Origin of the sequence: Sulfitobacter sp. HI0027 (assembly GCF_001634775.1) — a bacterium.
Classification (GTDB): Bacteria; Pseudomonadota; Alphaproteobacteria; order Rhodobacterales; family Rhodobacteraceae; genus Sulfitobacter.
This window is the reverse complement of record NZ_LWER01000208.1, coordinates 21,340-35,983: the sequence shown is the minus strand read 5'-3', so window position 1 is coordinate 35,983 and position 14,644 is coordinate 21,340. Positions and strand designations below refer to the sequence as shown.

General features: G+C 62.0%; 17 protein-coding genes. 9 read left to right on the top strand and 8 right to left on the bottom strand.

The genetic code is table 11. The features are described 5' to 3' along the window. The first annotated feature begins 1 nt into the window (after position 1). The 5 genes from A3722_RS13660 (at position 2) to A3722_RS13640 (ending at position 4,524) form a co-directional block, all read left to right on the top strand. Positions 2 to 355 (top strand): STAS domain-containing protein, encoded by a 354-nt coding sequence (locus A3722_RS13660; RefSeq protein ID WP_067627401.1) that lies wholly within the window; start codon positions 2 to 4, stop codon positions 353 to 355. Further along, positions 327 to 767: an ATP-binding protein gene (locus A3722_RS13655; RefSeq protein WP_082849487.1), complete on the top strand. Its 441-nt coding sequence runs from the start codon at positions 327 to 329 to the stop codon at positions 765 to 767. Before A3722_RS13660 ends, A3722_RS13655 begins: the two co-directional genes overlap by 29 nt. Then, complete coding sequence (locus A3722_RS13650; RefSeq protein WP_067627400.1) at positions 764 to 1,774, top strand: SpoIIE family protein phosphatase; 1,011 nt, start codon at positions 764 to 766, stop codon at positions 1,772 to 1,774. The genes A3722_RS13655 and A3722_RS13650 overlap by 4 nt, the downstream gene beginning before the upstream one ends. Continuing rightward, positions 1,774 to 2,910, top strand: a complete 1,137-nt coding sequence (locus A3722_RS13645) for a sensor histidine kinase (RefSeq protein WP_082849486.1) — start codon at positions 1,774 to 1,776, stop codon at positions 2,908 to 2,910. The genes A3722_RS13650 and A3722_RS13645 overlap by 1 nt, the downstream gene beginning before the upstream one ends. 174 nt (positions 2,911 to 3,084) lie before the next feature. Next, positions 3,085 to 4,524, top strand: coding sequence for an aldehyde dehydrogenase family protein (locus A3722_RS13640; protein WP_067627398.1), 1,440 nt, complete (start codon positions 3,085 to 3,087; stop codon positions 4,522 to 4,524). Between the two features lie 65 nt (positions 4,525 to 4,589). Here A3722_RS13640 and arsH read toward each other — a convergent pair whose 3' ends face one another. Genes arsH through A3722_RS13625 form a run of 3 tightly spaced genes read right to left on the bottom strand, consistent with a single transcriptional unit; the run spans position 4,590 to position 6,757 of the window. Continuing rightward, positions 4,590 to 5,300 (bottom strand): arsenical resistance protein ArsH, encoded by a 711-nt coding sequence (arsH, locus tag A3722_RS13635; protein WP_067627396.1) that lies wholly within the window; start codon positions 5,298 to 5,300, stop codon positions 4,590 to 4,592. Positions 5,301 to 5,339: 39 nt separating this feature from the next. After that, complete coding sequence (gene arsB, locus A3722_RS13630) at positions 5,340 to 6,398, bottom strand: ACR3 family arsenite efflux transporter (protein ID WP_067627394.1); 1,059 nt, start codon at positions 6,396 to 6,398, stop codon at positions 5,340 to 5,342. Positions 6,399 to 6,427: 29 nt separating this feature from the next. Beyond that, complete coding sequence (locus tag A3722_RS13625) at positions 6,428 to 6,757, bottom strand: ArsR/SmtB family transcription factor (protein WP_067627392.1); 330 nt, start codon at positions 6,755 to 6,757, stop codon at positions 6,428 to 6,430. Positions 6,758 to 6,877: 120 nt separating this feature from the next. Here A3722_RS13625 and A3722_RS13620 point away from each other — a divergent pair, with 120 nt between their 5' ends. Then, the gene (locus A3722_RS13620) at positions 6,878 to 7,492 is read left to right on the top strand and encodes a hypothetical protein (protein WP_067627390.1); all 615 of its coding nucleotides are present in this window, start codon (positions 6,878 to 6,880) and stop codon (positions 7,490 to 7,492) included. 12 nt (positions 7,493 to 7,504) lie between these two features. On the opposite strand, the gene A3722_RS13615 is transcribed toward A3722_RS13620, so the two are convergent. Then, entirely contained in the window at positions 7,505 to 8,077 is a 573-nt protein-coding gene (locus tag A3722_RS13615; protein ID WP_067627389.1) for a TetR/AcrR family transcriptional regulator, read from the bottom strand. Positions 8,078 to 8,176: 99 nt separating this feature from the next. Here A3722_RS13615 and A3722_RS13610 point away from each other — a divergent pair, with 99 nt between their 5' ends. Together A3722_RS13610 and A3722_RS13605 are read left to right on the top strand one after the other, a co-directional pair. Further along, the gene (locus A3722_RS13610) at positions 8,177 to 8,743 is read left to right on the top strand and encodes a carboxymuconolactone decarboxylase family protein (RefSeq protein ID WP_067627387.1); all 567 of its coding nucleotides are present in this window, start codon (positions 8,177 to 8,179) and stop codon (positions 8,741 to 8,743) included. 153 nt (positions 8,744 to 8,896) lie between these two features. Further along, the gene (locus tag A3722_RS13605; protein ID WP_067627385.1) at positions 8,897 to 9,343 is read left to right on the top strand and encodes a hypothetical protein; all 447 of its coding nucleotides are present in this window, start codon (positions 8,897 to 8,899) and stop codon (positions 9,341 to 9,343) included. 45 nt (positions 9,344 to 9,388) lie between these two features. On the opposite strand, the gene A3722_RS13600 is transcribed toward A3722_RS13605, so the two are convergent. Next, positions 9,389 to 9,934, bottom strand: coding sequence for a YaeQ family protein (locus tag A3722_RS13600; protein ID WP_067627384.1), 546 nt, complete (start codon positions 9,932 to 9,934; stop codon positions 9,389 to 9,391). A gap of 273 nt (positions 9,935 to 10,207) precedes the next feature. On the opposite strand from A3722_RS13600, the gene A3722_RS13595 reads away from it, so the two are divergent. Next, positions 10,208 to 11,212: a glycoside hydrolase family 113 gene (locus tag A3722_RS13595; protein ID WP_082849485.1), complete on the top strand. Its 1,005-nt coding sequence runs from the start codon at positions 10,208 to 10,210 to the stop codon at positions 11,210 to 11,212. Positions 11,213 to 11,466: 254 nt separating this feature from the next. Here the strand turns inward: A3722_RS13595 and hisD are convergent, their stop codons facing one another. Genes hisD through A3722_RS13580 form a run of 3 tightly spaced genes read right to left on the bottom strand, consistent with a single transcriptional unit; the run spans position 11,467 to position 14,640 of the window. Beyond that, positions 11,467 to 12,744, bottom strand: coding sequence for a histidinol dehydrogenase (gene hisD / locus A3722_RS13590; protein WP_067630372.1), 1,278 nt, complete (start codon positions 12,742 to 12,744; stop codon positions 11,467 to 11,469). A 13-nt stretch (positions 12,745 to 12,757) separates the two neighbouring features. Then, a complete protein-coding gene (locus A3722_RS13585; RefSeq protein ID WP_067630369.1) occupies positions 12,758 to 13,450 on the bottom strand; it encodes an aspartate/glutamate racemase family protein in 693 nt (230 codons plus the stop codon). After that, complete coding sequence (locus tag A3722_RS13580; protein WP_067630367.1) at positions 13,447 to 14,640, bottom strand: DegT/DnrJ/EryC1/StrS family aminotransferase; 1,194 nt, start codon at positions 14,638 to 14,640, stop codon at positions 13,447 to 13,449. Before A3722_RS13580 ends, A3722_RS13585 begins: the two co-directional genes overlap by 4 nt. Positions 14,641 to 14,644: the final 4 nt, after the last annotated feature.

The window sequence follows — 14,644 nt, the reverse complement described above, 5'->3', positions numbered from 1 at the left end:
GGTGGCCGGTGTCACGTCGATTAATCTGGTCGAACATGCGCTCCTCGTTTCGATACAGGATGACATCACGGACACCGAGATCTTGGAGCTTCAAGACCGGTTGTCGAACAAAATATCCGAGAACCGCATCGACGGGGTGATCCTCGATATCTCAGCGCTTGAGATTGTCGACACTTTCGTGGGCCGTGTGATCGCGCAGTTGGCGGGGATTTCCCGTCTGCTGGCGGCGGATACCTATGTGGTCGGCATGCGCCCCACGGTGGCGGTCACGTTAGTCGAGCTTGGCATGTACCTGCCGGAAATTCGCACCGCGTTAAGCCTGACCCATGCCCTTGCCCAGCTACGCCGCGTTTGACGAAAAGGACCTTGGGGCGCAGGTTCTTCTCTCTCAGTTCAAACTAAATACCAGCGGTGACGCGGTGACGGTGCGCCAAGCCGTGGCGCGCTACATGAAAGAACACGGCGCTTCGGCGCTGAATGTCACACGTTTCGCCACCGCCGTCAGCGAAATCGCCCGCAATGCGATCGTTCACGCTGGCGGAGGTGAATTTTCCATCTATGTCGACCCAAGGGCCAAGCAGCTTAGCGTGGTTTGTTGGGACAAGGGACCGGGGATCGAGGACGTGGAACTGGCCCTGACGGACGGCTATACTTCGGGCGGCGGCCTTGGCCGTGGTTTGGGCGGCGCACAGCGGCTGGCCAAGAAATTTGAAATCCGCACCGCCGTCGGCGGGGGCACCAGCGTGATGATGAGTGTGAACCTATGAAACAATGGGTCGAAGTTCAGGACCAAAGCGCCATCGCCGTGGTCCGCCGCGCCGCACGGCGTCTGGCCGCCCAGCACGATTGGCCGAAACACCGGACCGACGAATTGGCCATCGTCGCCACCGAAGCCACGACCAACATCCTGCGCTACGCCGAGAAAGGCCGCGCCCTGATCAATGCCCCGGCCGAGGGGAAGGGCGACAAGATCGTGATGATCTTTACCGACCGGGGCCCCGGCATCAGCGATATGGATCACATGTTCCAAGACGGCATGAGCAGTGGCGATTCCGCCGGGCTGGGCCTTGGCGCGATCCGCCGTCTGTCGGATGGATTCGACATCTTCAGCGGGTCCGAGGTGGGCACCACCATCGTTTGCAGCTTTGCCAAAGACAGCCCCCCCTGCGCGACCCATGGGGTCGAGGCCGTGGGCCTGCGGGTCTGTCACCCGAACGAAGAGGAATGCGGCGACGACTATCTGCTGCGGCAAACGCCAAAAGCCACTGATATTCTGGTTTGCGATGGCTTGGGCCATGGCCCCGAGGCCGCAGCCGCATCGCTGGAGGTGACAGAGGCCGTCACCGCCACCCGCAGCTTCAACAGCGAGCCGGGTGCCGTGATGCGTGAGGTGACCGAGCAATTGATCGGCAAGCGCGGCGCGGTGGCGGCCCTTGTGCATATCGCGCAGCCGCAGATGGTGCTGCGCTATGCCGCTTTGGGCAATATCGCCACCCTGCGGGTCCGCAATGGCGAGGTCAAACGCCTGCCGGTCCGCGACGGCCGGATTGGCGCACGCGCCACCCGGGGCTATGAAGAGACCTTTGACCTTGAACCGGGGGATCTGATGATCCTGCACAGCGACGGGTTGAAAACCCTGCGCGACAGCTATCTTCCACAGGGTCTATTGTGGAAATCCCCGCTCTTGATCGCTGGCTTCCTACTTGACCGGGCATTTCGCGGGCGTGACGACGCCTCCATCGTGGTCATACGCATTGCACGGGACGCGGACTGATGAAAGCTACGAACCTCACGTCGGTGAACCTTGAAAAAGGCGGCGATATCGCGGCCCTGCGCCAGATTGCCCTGACCCTGACCGAAGCGATGCGCTTTACCTCTTTCGAGCGGACGCGCACCGTCACCGCCGCTGTGGAACTGGGCCGCAATGCCATTGAGCATGGGCAAAAGGGCCGCGCGCGGTTTTCGCTGACGGATGTCAATGGCAAGCCCGCCCTCGGCCTGACAGTGATTGATCAAGGCCGCGGCATCGAGGAAGACAAGCTTGACCCCACCCGCGACATCGTGTCGGAGACGGGCATGGGGCTGGGCCTGCGCGGGGTGCAGCGGATCGCGGCGCGGTTTGATGTGGACACCGGCCAAGAGGGAACGCGGGTCCATGCGGAGTTTCTGCTGCCCGAACCGCAATGCGCTGTTGAGCAGATCAAGGCTGACGCCCTCGCGGCGCTGGAGGCCTATAACGCCAAAGACCCGACCGCCGCGCTGACCGAACAGAACCGCGAGTTGAGCGAAGGCATTGCCGACCGTGACCTCTTGATGCAGGAATTGCACCACCGCACGGGCAACAACCTTGCCCTGATCGTGGCACTCATCCGGATGAGCAAGAGCCAAGCCAAAGAGGACGAGACCCGCCAAGTGCTGCGCGAGTTGGAAACGCGCGTCGGCTCGCTCTCCAAGGCGCATGAGTTGATGCAACGCTCAACCGACAGCACCGACCTTGATCTGTCTGATATGCTGGATGAAGTCACCAAGAACGCCGAACGCGCCTTTACCGGGGATCGCCAGAGCATCGGCATCAAGCTGATTTGCCCCAGCCTTAAGATGGACAACAAACTGGCCGTCGACATCGGGCTGATCGTGGGCGAGTTGATCACCAACGCCTATAAACACGCTTTCAAAGGGCGCGACAAAGGGGTGATCACCATTGAGGTCACGCAAGAGAGCGATGAAGGTCTGACGCTGAAAGTCTATGACGATGGTGTCGGCCTGCCCGAAGATGCCAAACGGCCCGAGCGGTCGGATTCGCTGGGCTGGCGGATGATCCGCACGCTCACCTTTCAGCATGAAGCGACGCTGAAGGTCGAGGGCCAAGACGGGCTTTGCGTCGAGATCCGCTTCCCCGCACAGGGCTAAGTGCCCCCCGTGGGCCCGCCGGTTTCGGGCCGCCGCGTCCGTATTTTTGATCAAAAATGACCTCTGAACTTTTCCACCCCGTAAAATTGTCCTAGGCATATCGGGAGCCGGCGATTCCCGGACACTTCTAAGCGGCAAAAAAGACGCCCGCTTGGCCAATAACGGAGACAGAGCATGATCGAAAAACGTGATTTCTATATCGACGGCAAATGGGTCGCCCCGCTTGAGGGCAGCGAACATAAGGTCATCAACCCGTCGACCGAAGAGCCCTGCACCGTGATCTCGCTCGGCGGGGCCAAGGATGTGGACGCCGCCGTGGCAGCGGCCAAGGCCGCCCTGCCCGGTTGGATGGCCACCGCCCCCGAAGAGCGTATCGCGCTGATGGAGAAACTGGCCGAGGTCTATAAGTCCCGGACCGAAGACATGGCCCAAGCGATCAGCACCGAGATGGGCGCGCCCATCGAGATGGCGCGCAGCTCGCAATGGGGCGCGGGTTACAGCCACCTGAAGAACTTTATCAAAGCGGCGAAAGACTTCAAATTCGTGAAGTCCTTGGGCGATCACGCGCCGAACGACCGGATCATTCATGAGGCGGTTGGCGTCGTGGCGATGATCACGCCGTGGAACTGGCCGATGAACCAAGTGATGCTGAAAGTGGGCGCTGCTGTCGCCGCTGGCTGCACCATGGTGCTGAAACCCTCCGAGGAAAGCCCGCTGAGCGCGGTGATCTTTGCCGAGATGATGGATGAGGCAGGCTTCCCCGCCGGTGTCTTCAACCTTGTGAACGGCGATGGCATGACCGTGGGCACCGCCCTGACCGGCCATGAGGACGTGGATATGGTGAGCTTCACCGGCTCCACCCGCGCGGGCATTGCGATTTCCAAGAACGCGGCGGATACGCTGAAAAAGGTCCATCTGGAGCTTGGCGGCAAAGGCGCGAACCTTGTTTTCGCCGATGCGGACGACAAGGCAGTGAAACGCGGCGTGCTGCATATGATGAACAACACCGGCCAAAGCTGTAACGCACCAAGCCGGATGATCGTCGAAGCCAGCGCCTATGACCAAGCGGTCGAGACGGCCGCCGAAGTCGCGAATAAGGTCGAAGTCGGCCCCGCCAGCGAAGAGGGTCGCCACATCGGCCCGGTTGTGAACGAAGCGCAATGGGGCAAGATCCAAGACCTGATCCAAAAGGGCATCGACGAAGGCGCGCGGCTGGTGGCCGGTGGCACCGGACGGCCAGAGCATCTGAACCGCGGTTTCTATGTCAAACCCACGGTTTTTGCCGATGTCACGTCCGACATGACCATCGCCCGCGAGGAAATCTTTGGCCCCGTATTGGCCATCATGAAGTTCGAGGACGAAGATCAAGCCGTCGAGATGGCCAATGACACGGTCTACGGCCTCACCAACTACGTCCAGTCCAGCGATGGCGCGCGGCGTAACCGTCTGGCGGCCAAGCTGCGGTCGGGCATGGTTGAGATGAACGGCGAAAGCCGTGGTGCCGGATCGCCCTTTGGCGGCATGAAGCGCTCGGGCAACGGGCGCGAAGGCGGCGTTTGGGGGATCGAGGACTTCTGCGAAGTCAAAGCCGTTTCGGGCTGGTCCAACGACTGATCGCTTTGTAGCGTAGCACGATGCGGCAGGGCCAAGATTTGGCCCTGCCGTTTGCGTTTTAGCGGTCAGATCGCTTTTTGGTTCACCCGTTTGGAAAGCTCCGCAGCGCTTTCTTTGCGCTCGCTATAGCGGTCGAGCAGATAGTCCTTGTTGTCGCGGGTCAGCAGGGTGAACTTCACCAACTCCTCCATCACGTCGACCACCCGGTCATAGAAGGGCGAGGGTTTCATCCGGTCATCCTCGTCAAACTCCAAAAAGGCTTTGGGGGTTGAGGATTGGTTGGGGATGGTCAGCAGCCGCATCCAACGGCCCAAGATGCGCAGCTGGTTTACGGCGTTGAAACTCTGCGAGCCGCCGCTGACCTGCATCACGGCCAAAGTCTTGCCTTGGGTCGGGCGCACCCCGCCCAGCGACAGGGGGATCCAGTCAACTTGGGTTTTCATGACGCCCGTCATCGCCCCGTGACGTTCGGGCGAACACCAGACCATGCCTTCGGACCATTGCACCAGATCGCGCAGTTCCTGCACCTTGGGATGTTCGGGCGCCGCGTCGTCGGGCAGCGGCAGGCCCGTGGGGTTGAAGGTCCGCGTCTCGGCCCCGAGGCGGGTGAGGATGCGGGCGGCTTCCTCGGTCATCAGGCGGCTGAAGGACCGCGGGCGGAGCGAGCCATAGAGCAGCAGAATGCGCGGGCCGTGGGTGGCGCGCTCGGGCGACAGCAGGCGGGCGTCGTCGATGGGGTTGAAGTGGTCTTCTTCGATGTTCGGCGTATCGGTCACGGGAATTTCCTTAGGCGGCAGTGGGTTATCGGGTGAGGTTCACTTGGAGACGGGGAACCAATGCTGCGTGCGGTTGGCAAAGGCCACGAGCGACAGCATAACCGGCACTTCGACCAAGACGCCCACGACGGTGGCCAAGGCAGCACCCGACCCCAGCCCAAAGAGGCTGATCGCCACAGCAACCGCCAGTTCAAAGAAATTCGAGGTGCCGATCAGCGCGCAGGGGGCGGCCACGTTGAAAGGAATGCCCCAAGCCCGCGCGGCGCCATAGGCGATGAAGAAGATGCCGTAGGATTGCAGCAGCAGCGGCACGGCAATCAGTGCGATGACGAGCGGGCGGTTAAGGATCACCTCACCCTGAAAGCCAAAAAGCAGCACCACGGTCAGCAAAAGCCCTATGATCGCAAAGGGTTGCACGCTGGCTTTAAAGGCGTCGACCGCCGCTTCGCCGCCTTTGGCCACCAACCGCTCACGGGTGAGATACCCCGCCAGCAGCGGCAGCATGACGTAGAGCCCGACCGAGATCAGCAGCGTGTCCCAAGGCACGGTGATGTCGGTCACGCCCAAAAGGAAAGCCACGATCGGCGCGAAAGCGAAGACCATGATCACGTCATTCACGCTGACCTGCACCAGCGTATAGGTCGCATCACCACGGGTGAGGTTGGACCAGACAAAGACCATCGCGGTGCAGGGCGCGGCCCCCAACAGGATCACCCCCGCCAGATAGGCTTGCGCGTCATCGGGCGGGATCAGCCCGGCGAAGACGTAGTTGAAGAACAGCACCCCAAGGGCGGCCATGGTGAAGGGTTTGATCAGCCAATTGACCACCAGCGTCACCACCAGCCCTTTGGGCTTCTCCCCCACCTGCCGCAGCGCACCGAAATCAACGCCAACCATCATCGGATAGACCATGGCCCAGATCAGCACCGCCACGGGCAGGTTGACCGAGGCGACCTCAAGCGCGGCCAGCGCGCCGAAGATGCCGGGAAAGAGATTGCCCAGCAAAAGCCCCGCCCCGATGGTCAGCGCCACCCAGAGCGAGAGCCAGCGTTCAAATGCTCCAAGGCCAGCGGGTGCGGGATGTGCGGTATCGGTCATGGCGGTCTTTCGTGCGTAATTTTTGAGGGTTAGCAGCAGGTCAATTCATCCAGCAGGGGTTGGCAAAGCTCTGGCTGCCCGCCGCAGCAGTCCTCTAAAAGGAACCTCAGCAGCGCGCGCAGCCCGTTCATATCTGCGAAATACCGGATGCTGCGGCCTTCGCGGTTGCTGCGGATCAGGCCCGCGCGGGCAAGCACCGACAGATTGGCGGACATGGTGTTTTGCCGCACGTCGAGCGCCATGCCGATTTCCCCCGCTGACATTCCCTTGCCCCCCGCTTTGATCAGCAGGCGAAAGACATCCAGACGGGTCGGTTGGCCCAAGGCGGCGAAGGCTAGGAGAGCGTTTTCATTATCCATATATCGTGAATTATTGATATAATAACGGCAGGTCAAGCGTCGCGTCAATCCCTGTGCAACGAAGCGCCGCCCCGCGCGTTGGTCTGGCGACCCCGGCAGCACTCGCAAGGAAGACAAAGGATGCTTGATTGGATCGCAGAGAATTCCGCAACGTTGCAGGTGGCGGTTAGTCTTTTCACGGCGGTGGTCTGGCTGGCTTACCTGCATATCCTATGGCTCAATTTCCGACGGCAGCGGCAGCCGGTGATCTTGATCAACCGCTCTATCGCGCGGGATGAGAATGCCCATTGTTTCGTCACCAATATGGGGGCCGAGCCGATTTATCTGCTTGAGGTCATGGCGCGGGTCGTGACGGAGGATAAGACCTATCACGTCAAGGTCACCGAACGCGAAGAAGTGGCGCTGAACGATGTGGAAAACCCCCTGACCCGAACCAACCAAGGGCCGATCAAAAGCGGTGAATTCATCGATATCGGCAGTTTTCTCGATCTGTTGCGCCGCGCCGAAGCGCGCATCGGGACCGAAGGCCTGTTCGATAAAGTCCGTCAGATGGACCTCACTGTCGCGGCTGCGGATGGCCATACCACCAGACTGATCGCCGCGCGCCATGAATTTCGGGCGGAATGGAAGGACGGCAAGCCTTATTTTGTGCCGGAACGGATCATGGCGCATCAGATCCGCAATATCTTTCAACGGCGCAAGATCACCGCCATGTTGGAAGAACAGATCGAATAGCGCCGCCCGAGATTACAACCGGTCCAGCCCTTCCGCGATTTCGCGGGCGATAGCATGGGCGTCGATCCCCTCCCGCTCGGCCGAGACACGCAGGCCGAGCAGATCGCTTTGATAGCGCCGGGCCAGTGACTTTGGATCATGTTCCGCCGCAATCTCTCCGTCCCGCTGCATCCGTGCAAAAAGCACCGCGAACTGTTCCTCCATCCCCATGAGATGCGCGCTGGCACGTTTCGCCAACGGGTGCCCATGCGCCTGTAGCTCCAACAAAGTCTTGGACAGCATACAGGCTTTGGCCGGCGCCTCCTCCCGGCAAATCGCCAATTCGGGATAGCGTTTCAGGGCTGCCATCGGGCCATGGGCTTCGACCAATTCGGCCAAGCGCCCGGCCCCATCCTCAGCGTATTTGTCCAAGGCGAGCTCAAACAGCGCCTCTTTCGACCCGAAGGCCGCGTAGAAACTGCCGGGCTTCATTTTCAGCACCGCTTCGAGATCTTTCAGCGATGTGCCTGCCCAGCCCTGACGCCAAAACAGATCGCGGGCGCGGTCGATCAGCTCGGCTCGGTCGTGGTTTGGTTTGCGGGGCATGATATCACCATGTGTTGAACGATCACTCAAATATATACTTGAGTGATCGCTCAAAAAACCCTAAATAGCAAATATCGACGACTAACAAAGGTAGAGATCATGACATTCCCGTCCCACGACCAAGACTCCGCACCCGAAGCCTCCAAGCCGCTGCTGGCGGAATCGCAAAAGGCCTTTGGCCGCCTGCCGGGTCTGCACAAGGTGCTGGCCGAAAGCCCGCAAGCCTATGAAGGCTATCAGGTGCTGCACAAGCTATTCACCGAGACGGATTTCGACGCCGAAGAGCTGACCGTGGTTTGGCAGTCGATCAACGTCGAGAACGAGTGCCACTACTGCGTGCCCGCCCACACCGGCATCGCCAAGATGATGAAGGTCTCGGACGAGATCAGCGACGCGCTGCGCAATGAAACCGCCCTGCCGACACCCAAACTCGAAGCCCTGCGGACCTTCACCGTTCAGATGGTGCGCAACCGGGGCTTTGTCTCAGACGCGCAGATGCAGGCGTTTTTTGACGCAGGTTACAGCCACCGTGCGGTGCTGGACGTGATCCTTGGCATGGCGCAGAAGACCATGTCGAACTACGTCAACCACGTGGCCGAAACCCCGGTCGACGAAGTTTTCCAGCCGCTGGCATGGAAGCGCGGCGATAACAAGCTCGACGTTTAAATTGAAAGGCGCGCCCATAGTGGCGCGCCTTTTTCTATCCGCTTTGGCCCCTCGGTCCGGCGCTTTCCCCTACCTCCATTGACAAAGCATAGCGCCCGCGCCATCCGGCTGCGGCCGCGCCGATGTGCTGTCCTTTTGCAAGAGACTTTGCTTATGCCCCTCAAACAAACCGTTCCCACGCTCCTGCTGGCCGGGCTCGCGGGCGAGATCGCCTTCGAGCTTTATGCTTGGCTGCTCTCCCCCCTCCTCTTTGGCGTCGCACTCGCCCCGGCGAACCTTGTGGTTGCGCTTGGCAAGATCGCCCTTGGGATCACCCTGCCCTATTGGCTTGGCTTCGCGCTGCATATCGCGCTTGGGATCGTCGGCTTCTCGGTCTTTGTTTGGCTGGTGCACCGCCTGACTCGGCTTGGGCTGGTCCTGTCGGGGGCGCTGTCGGGGCTGGTGCTGTGGTTCGTCGCCCAAGGGCTGCTGGCCCCGGTGGTGGGGCGCAGCTTTATGATGGATTTCGGGGCCTACACGCAGTCGTCTTTTGTGGGGCACGTCGGCATGGCCATGGTGATCGGCTATGCCATTGCCCTGCTGCAACGCCGCGCAGCCTGAAGAAGCGGCGGCAGCTGGGTTGCCCCGCTGCCGCCGCGGCGCCTTTTATCCGGCGGTTTTCCATCGGTCGAGCGTGAGCGTCACCAGCGCCTCGTCAAGGTTCACCGTCACCTCGCCGTCTTGGATCATCACCTGAAGCTTCATCGCGCGGCTGGCCATCTCCGCCAGCGCCTTGGTGTCACTCTCGGCCAAGTTCACCACGTCGAGGGTGTCAAAGCGGGTGGTGCCGTTCTTGACCTTGTCCCACCAGATCTCAGCCGATTTGCCGCCATAGGGATAGACCACGACCTTGGCAGCCTTGTTGCAGGACTGGCGCAGGACTTTCTCACTGGGCAGACCCAACGTGATCCAAACGTCCAACTCTCCGCTCAGGCTTTTTTGCCAGATGTCCGGCTCATCATCCGTCGATAGCCCCTTGGTCATTTCCAGATGCTCATGCGCGTTGAGGGCAAAGGCGACGAGCCGCACCATCAACCGCTCATCGGTTTCCGAAGGGTGTTTGGCGATGGTCAGCTTGTGGGTCTCATAATAGTGGCGGTCCATGTCGGAGACCGAAAGCTCGACTTTGTAGATGGTGGCATTCTGCGCCATGATATGTCTCGTTTTCCAAGGTAGGGGCTGCCTACGCGGTTGGGCCGACCGGGGAAAGGGAATAGTCCTTGGACGCTGCGCGCGTTGGTATGCGCGACTGCGATCGTTCAGCGTTTTCGCGACATTGCTTTTGGTCGGCACCTGCCAACATCCGAATTACAGGCCCGAATTGCAGGTCCCCGAATAAAGCCCCCGAAATGCAGCCCCCCAAAGGCCCCGCCTGTCACCTAAGATGCCGTTGTGCGGCGGGGGAAGTCATCCTACCTTGCCCCTATGATTAAACGTCGCACGTTTCTTTGGGCCCTCGGCTCTACCGCGCTCACCGCGACGGGAGCGTTTCCCCAGAGCAGCAGGGACGAGGTTCTGCGCGGGTTCAACCTTATCGAGACAACGAAGGCGCCCTTCGGAAGCCAAGCCGCTGCGCTGAGCATCGCTCAATTGCGAAAGACGGGCGCGACGGCGGCAACGGTGATCCCGTTTCTATGGCAACCCGCGCCCACCTCCAGCGGCATCGTCATGGGGGACGCGCTGCCCCATGACAGGATCGCCGCCGGGATCGCGCAGTTGCACGCAGCCGGGCTGGCCGCCATCGTCAAACCGCATGTCTGGGTGCCCGAAAGCTGGGCGGGTGCCATCGTCCCCGCGGCGGGAACCGAAGGCGATTGGCACGCGGCCTATGAAAATTCCCTGCGCGCCATCGCGGTCACCGCAGAGCAAAGCCGCGCCGAGGTGCTGGTCCTCGGCACCGAATTGCGCGGCGTATCGGGGGCGGAGGCATGGGAGGGCACCATCGCCGGGCTGCGCGAAGCGTTCAGCGGTAAAATCACCTATGTCGCCCATGGCGCTGACGAGGCTGAGAAAGTTGCGTTCTGGCCGCTATTGGATGCCGTGGCGGTGTCGCTCTACCCCGTCTTGGGCGCAGCCGGGGCGACCGCCGACTGGGATCGCGCCATCGCCAAAGAATTGGACCGGGTCGAGGCCGTCGCGCGGACACATGCCAAGCCCATTTGGATCGCCGAAATCGGCATCCGCTCTGCCGAAGGGGCGACCGAGCGCCCGTGGGAAAGCGCCGAAGAACGCGCAGCCCCCGCCGATATGGCACTTCAGGCCGACGTCTTGCGCCGCTGGCTCCGCGCCCTTGAGGCACGGGGCATCCCGGACCTATGGGTCTGGCGCTGGTTCACCGACCCTGAGAGCGGCGGCGCGGAAGACACTGATTTCACCGTGCAAAACAAGCTGGCGGAGGAGGTTATCGCAGATTTTTGGGGCAAGGGGTGAGCCTGAAGTCCCGGCGATGCTCTCAGCCTTCACAGGGCAGGCTCGGCCCCACCTAAATGCCGAACAAAAGCACAAAAGCAAGGGCCGCGCCGAGCAGGAACACGGTTTCGACCACCAGAATGATGCCGTAGCTGGGTTTGACCTTCACGACCTTCGCCAGACTGGTTTTCACCCCCAAGGCCGCGATGGCGTTGACCAGACACCACCGGGATAGCTCGTTCAGCAGAACGAGGACAGCTAAGCGCGGCGCGGCGTCAGGCTGTCTGCTGCTTCAACCGAAGCTCGGCAGAACGGGCATGGCCTTCCATCCCCTCCATCCGGCTGATCCGCGCGGTGCGCAAGGCCAGCTCATGCGAGGCATCGGCATCGCAGCGTTGCCATGTCACGGTCTTGGTAAACTTGTGCACGGAGAGCCCCCCGGTATAGCGCGCAGCCCCACTGGTGGGCAGCACATGGTTCGGCCCCGAGGTTTTGTCGCCGAAAGCGACCGTGGTCTCCTCTCCCAAAAACAGCGAGCCATAGGCAGAGAGGCGGTTGAGCCACCAGTCGAGGTCTTTGGCCTGCACCTGAAGATGTTCCGGCGCGTAGCGGTCGGCCACTTGGGCGGCCTCCTCGCGGGTGTCGCACAAGACAACCTCGGCCCGTTCGGCCCAAGCCACCCGCGCGGCGCTGGCGTTCGGCTCGGGCAGGCTGTCGATCATGTCGGGCGCGCGCTGCAACACGGTTTCCGCCAGTCTGCGGTCGGTCGTGACCAGCCAAACCGGGCTGTCGGCCCCGTGCTCCGCCTGACTGACCAAATCCCATGCCACCGTTTCAGGGTCTGCGCTGTGATCAGCGACCACCAGTGAATCGGTTGGCCCGGCGAACATGTCGATCCCCACAGCGCCGAACAGCATGCGCTTGGCCTCTGCCACATAGCTGTTGCCGGGACCGACGAGGATATCGGCAGGCACACCGCCAAACAGCCCCATCGACATGGCAGCGACCCCCTGCACCCCCCCGAGGTTCAGGATCAGGTCCGCGCCGCAAAGGTCCATCGCAAAGATGATCGGATCGGGAATGCCGATGCCGGGGCGCGTGGGCGAGCAAGCGGTGATATGCGGCACGCCCGCCACCTTGGCGGTGGTTATCGTCATCAGAGCGCTGGCGATATGGCTGTAGCGTCCGCCGGGCACATAGCAGCCCGCGCTTGAGACGGGGATTTGCTTTTGGCCTGCAATTAGCCCCGGCATGATCTCGATTTCGCAATCACCCATCGTCGCCTTTTGCGCTTCGGCAAAGCGGCGGATGTTGGCATGGGCAAAGCGGATATCGTCCTTGAGCTCTTGCGACACCCGCGCAGAGGCGGCTGCCCGTTCCGCGGCAGTGACCACGATATCCCCGGCCCAGCCGTCGAGGTCGCGGGCATAGTCCCGCACGGCAGCCTCACCGCCCTCTTCGATCTTGGCGAGCATCTGAGCAACCACACCGCGGATGTCTTTGCCCTCAACCGCCGGGCGGGTCTCGACTTGCTTCAGATACGTGATCGCCATGTGCTTACCTCGGTTAGAATTGGGAATGTCGATGGATCGCCTCGGCCAGCGCGTCGATCGTGTCGAGGATCGGTACGGGGGCGGTCAAAGCGGGGGCCAGCAACGAAAACTCTGAACATGCGATGAACAAAAGTTCGGCCCCCTGCGCGGTCAATTCGGTCGCCGCCTCAGTAAGCGTCTGCTGCGCCTGTGGGGTAATCCCCTGCGCCTTGATCAGCCGGATCGCGGCCAACATGCGCTCGGCGTCGGCGGGCCAGAGCGCCATCAGCCCGGTCCGGTCCAGGGCTGCGTCAAACACCCCGGCCATGCGCACGGCAGGAGAGGCGAGAATCCCTACGGAGGCGCCTGAGGGAAGTTGCCCCGCTGCGCGGTCGACCGATAGGGTCACCATGTTCAGGAAGGGGATCGAAACCGCCGCCTCAATCGCCGGGGCGTAGTGATGCGCCGTGTTGCAGGGCATGGCGAGGGCCGTGGCCCCTGCCCGTTCCAACCGCTGTGCCATCGCGGCCAGCACCGGGGCGGGATCCTCCCCTGTGCCCTCAATCAAATGGGCGATGCGGGAGGGCACTTGCGGGTTCATGTCGATCAGCAGCGGCAGGTGATCGGCGTCGTCTTGGGCATTGACGGTGCCAAGAACACGCTGCTGCAGCAGGATCGTCGCTTCGGGCCCCATGCCGCCCAATACGCCGACGACTGGGCGGCTCATGATGCCACCTCGCCCACCGCGTCGCAGATCAATTCGGCGATCAGCGCGCAGTCGTCTTGGGAAAAACTCAGCGGCAAGCGCATGTCGAAAAGCGTTGCCATGATGCGGTCTGTCTTGGGCATGTCTTGCGCTGGAACATAGCGCCAAGATGGATGCGCCGAGGTGAAGCCTGCAGGCTCTTTCGCGCCGAACCATTTAAGCTCCACGCCCCGTGTGGCTGCGGCATCGAGCAAGGCGCGGCACTGCGCGGCGGTGAAGTCTGGCAGGCGGAACTGGATGGAGGAACCCACATGCGTTTCGGCGGAGGGTAGCTTGATGGTTGTAACGCCGTCCTGTGCTTTCAGCCTCTCCTCAACCTGCGTGTAGCGGGCGTTCCAGCGGGCGATGTTGCTGTCGAGGTCGGCAAGCTGCGGACGCAGGATCGCGGCCCGCAGCGCGTCCATCCGGGCCGAGCAATTGGGCATGTCGTAGCGGGCATCGGCAAACGCCTCAGGATCCGGCCCGGCCCCGTGGCGTTCATAGAGCATGTAGCTGCCCGACAGGATCGTGGCGCGGGCGGCGATTGCGGCGTCGTCGGTGGTCAGAAACCCGCCTTCGCCGGAGTTCATGTGTTTGTAAGTCTGGGTCGAGAAACAGGCCACTTTGCCGAAATTGCCCGACCGAATGCCGTTCCACCGCGCGCCCATCGTGTGGGCGCAATCCTCGATCACCGTCACCTCTGCCGCGTCACAGATCGCCATCAGCCGGTCCATGTCACACAGATGCCCGCGCATATGCGACAGCAACAGCACCCGCGCGCCGGAACTGGCAATTTTGGCGTCGAGGTCATCAAGGTCGAGCCTCAGATCCTCGTCGATCTCGACCAGCACGGTCTCAGCGCCCACCGCCCGGATCGCGCCGGGCACCGGGGCCAGCGTATAGGCGTTGGTCAGCACCTTGTCGCCGGATGCCACGTCGCAGGCGCGCAGGGCGATTTGCAACGCCTGCCCGCCCGAGGTGACGGCAAGGCAGTAGCCGCTGCCCTGCCAATCACGGTATTCGGCCTCAAGCTGGGCCACTTCCCCAGCCTCCCCCGGCGCGAGGTTATACCGGTGCAAGCGGCCTGACTGTAGCACCGCGACCGCCGCCGCGATGGCCTCTTGGGAAAGCCCCTCTTGCTGGGTGAAACTGCCAGTAAACTTGCGCGCCACTTAA

Excerpts from the sequence above, each read along its gene's own strand:
- A3722_RS13655 (WP_082849487.1), top strand. The coding sequence starts at position 327 with ATGCCCTTGCCCAGCTACGCCGCGTTTGACGAAAAGGACCTTGGGGCG.
- A3722_RS13650 (WP_067627400.1), top strand. The coding sequence starts at position 764 with ATGAAACAATGGGTCGAAGTTCAGGACCAAAGCGCCATCGCCGTGGTC.
- A3722_RS13645 (WP_082849486.1), top strand. The coding sequence starts at position 1,774 with ATGAAAGCTACGAACCTCACGTCGGTGAACCTTGAAAAAGGCGGCGAT.
- A3722_RS13640 (WP_067627398.1), top strand. The coding sequence starts at position 3,085 with ATGATCGAAAAACGTGATTTCTATATCGACGGCAAATGGGTCGCCCCG.
- arsB (WP_067627394.1), bottom strand. The coding sequence starts at position 6,398 with ATGACCGATACCGCACATCCCGCACCCGCTGGCCTTGGAGCATTTGAA.
- A3722_RS13625 (WP_067627392.1), bottom strand. The coding sequence starts at position 6,757 with ATGGATAATGAAAACGCTCTCCTAGCCTTCGCCGCCTTGGGCCAACCG.
- A3722_RS13620 (WP_067627390.1), top strand. The coding sequence starts at position 6,878 with ATGCTTGATTGGATCGCAGAGAATTCCGCAACGTTGCAGGTGGCGGTT.
- A3722_RS13615 (WP_067627389.1), bottom strand. The coding sequence starts at position 8,077 with ATGCCCCGCAAACCAAACCACGACCGAGCCGAGCTGATCGACCGCGCC.
- A3722_RS13610 (WP_067627387.1), top strand. The coding sequence starts at position 8,177 with ATGACATTCCCGTCCCACGACCAAGACTCCGCACCCGAAGCCTCCAAG.
- A3722_RS13605 (WP_067627385.1), top strand. The coding sequence starts at position 8,897 with ATGCCCCTCAAACAAACCGTTCCCACGCTCCTGCTGGCCGGGCTCGCG.
- A3722_RS13600 (WP_067627384.1), bottom strand. The coding sequence starts at position 9,934 with ATGGCGCAGAATGCCACCATCTACAAAGTCGAGCTTTCGGTCTCCGAC.
- A3722_RS13595 (WP_082849485.1), top strand. The coding sequence starts at position 10,208 with ATGATTAAACGTCGCACGTTTCTTTGGGCCCTCGGCTCTACCGCGCTC.
- hisD (WP_067630372.1), bottom strand. The coding sequence starts at position 12,744 with ATGGCGATCACGTATCTGAAGCAAGTCGAGACCCGCCCGGCGGTTGAG.
- A3722_RS13585 (WP_067630369.1), bottom strand. The coding sequence starts at position 13,450 with ATGAGCCGCCCAGTCGTCGGCGTATTGGGCGGCATGGGGCCCGAAGCG.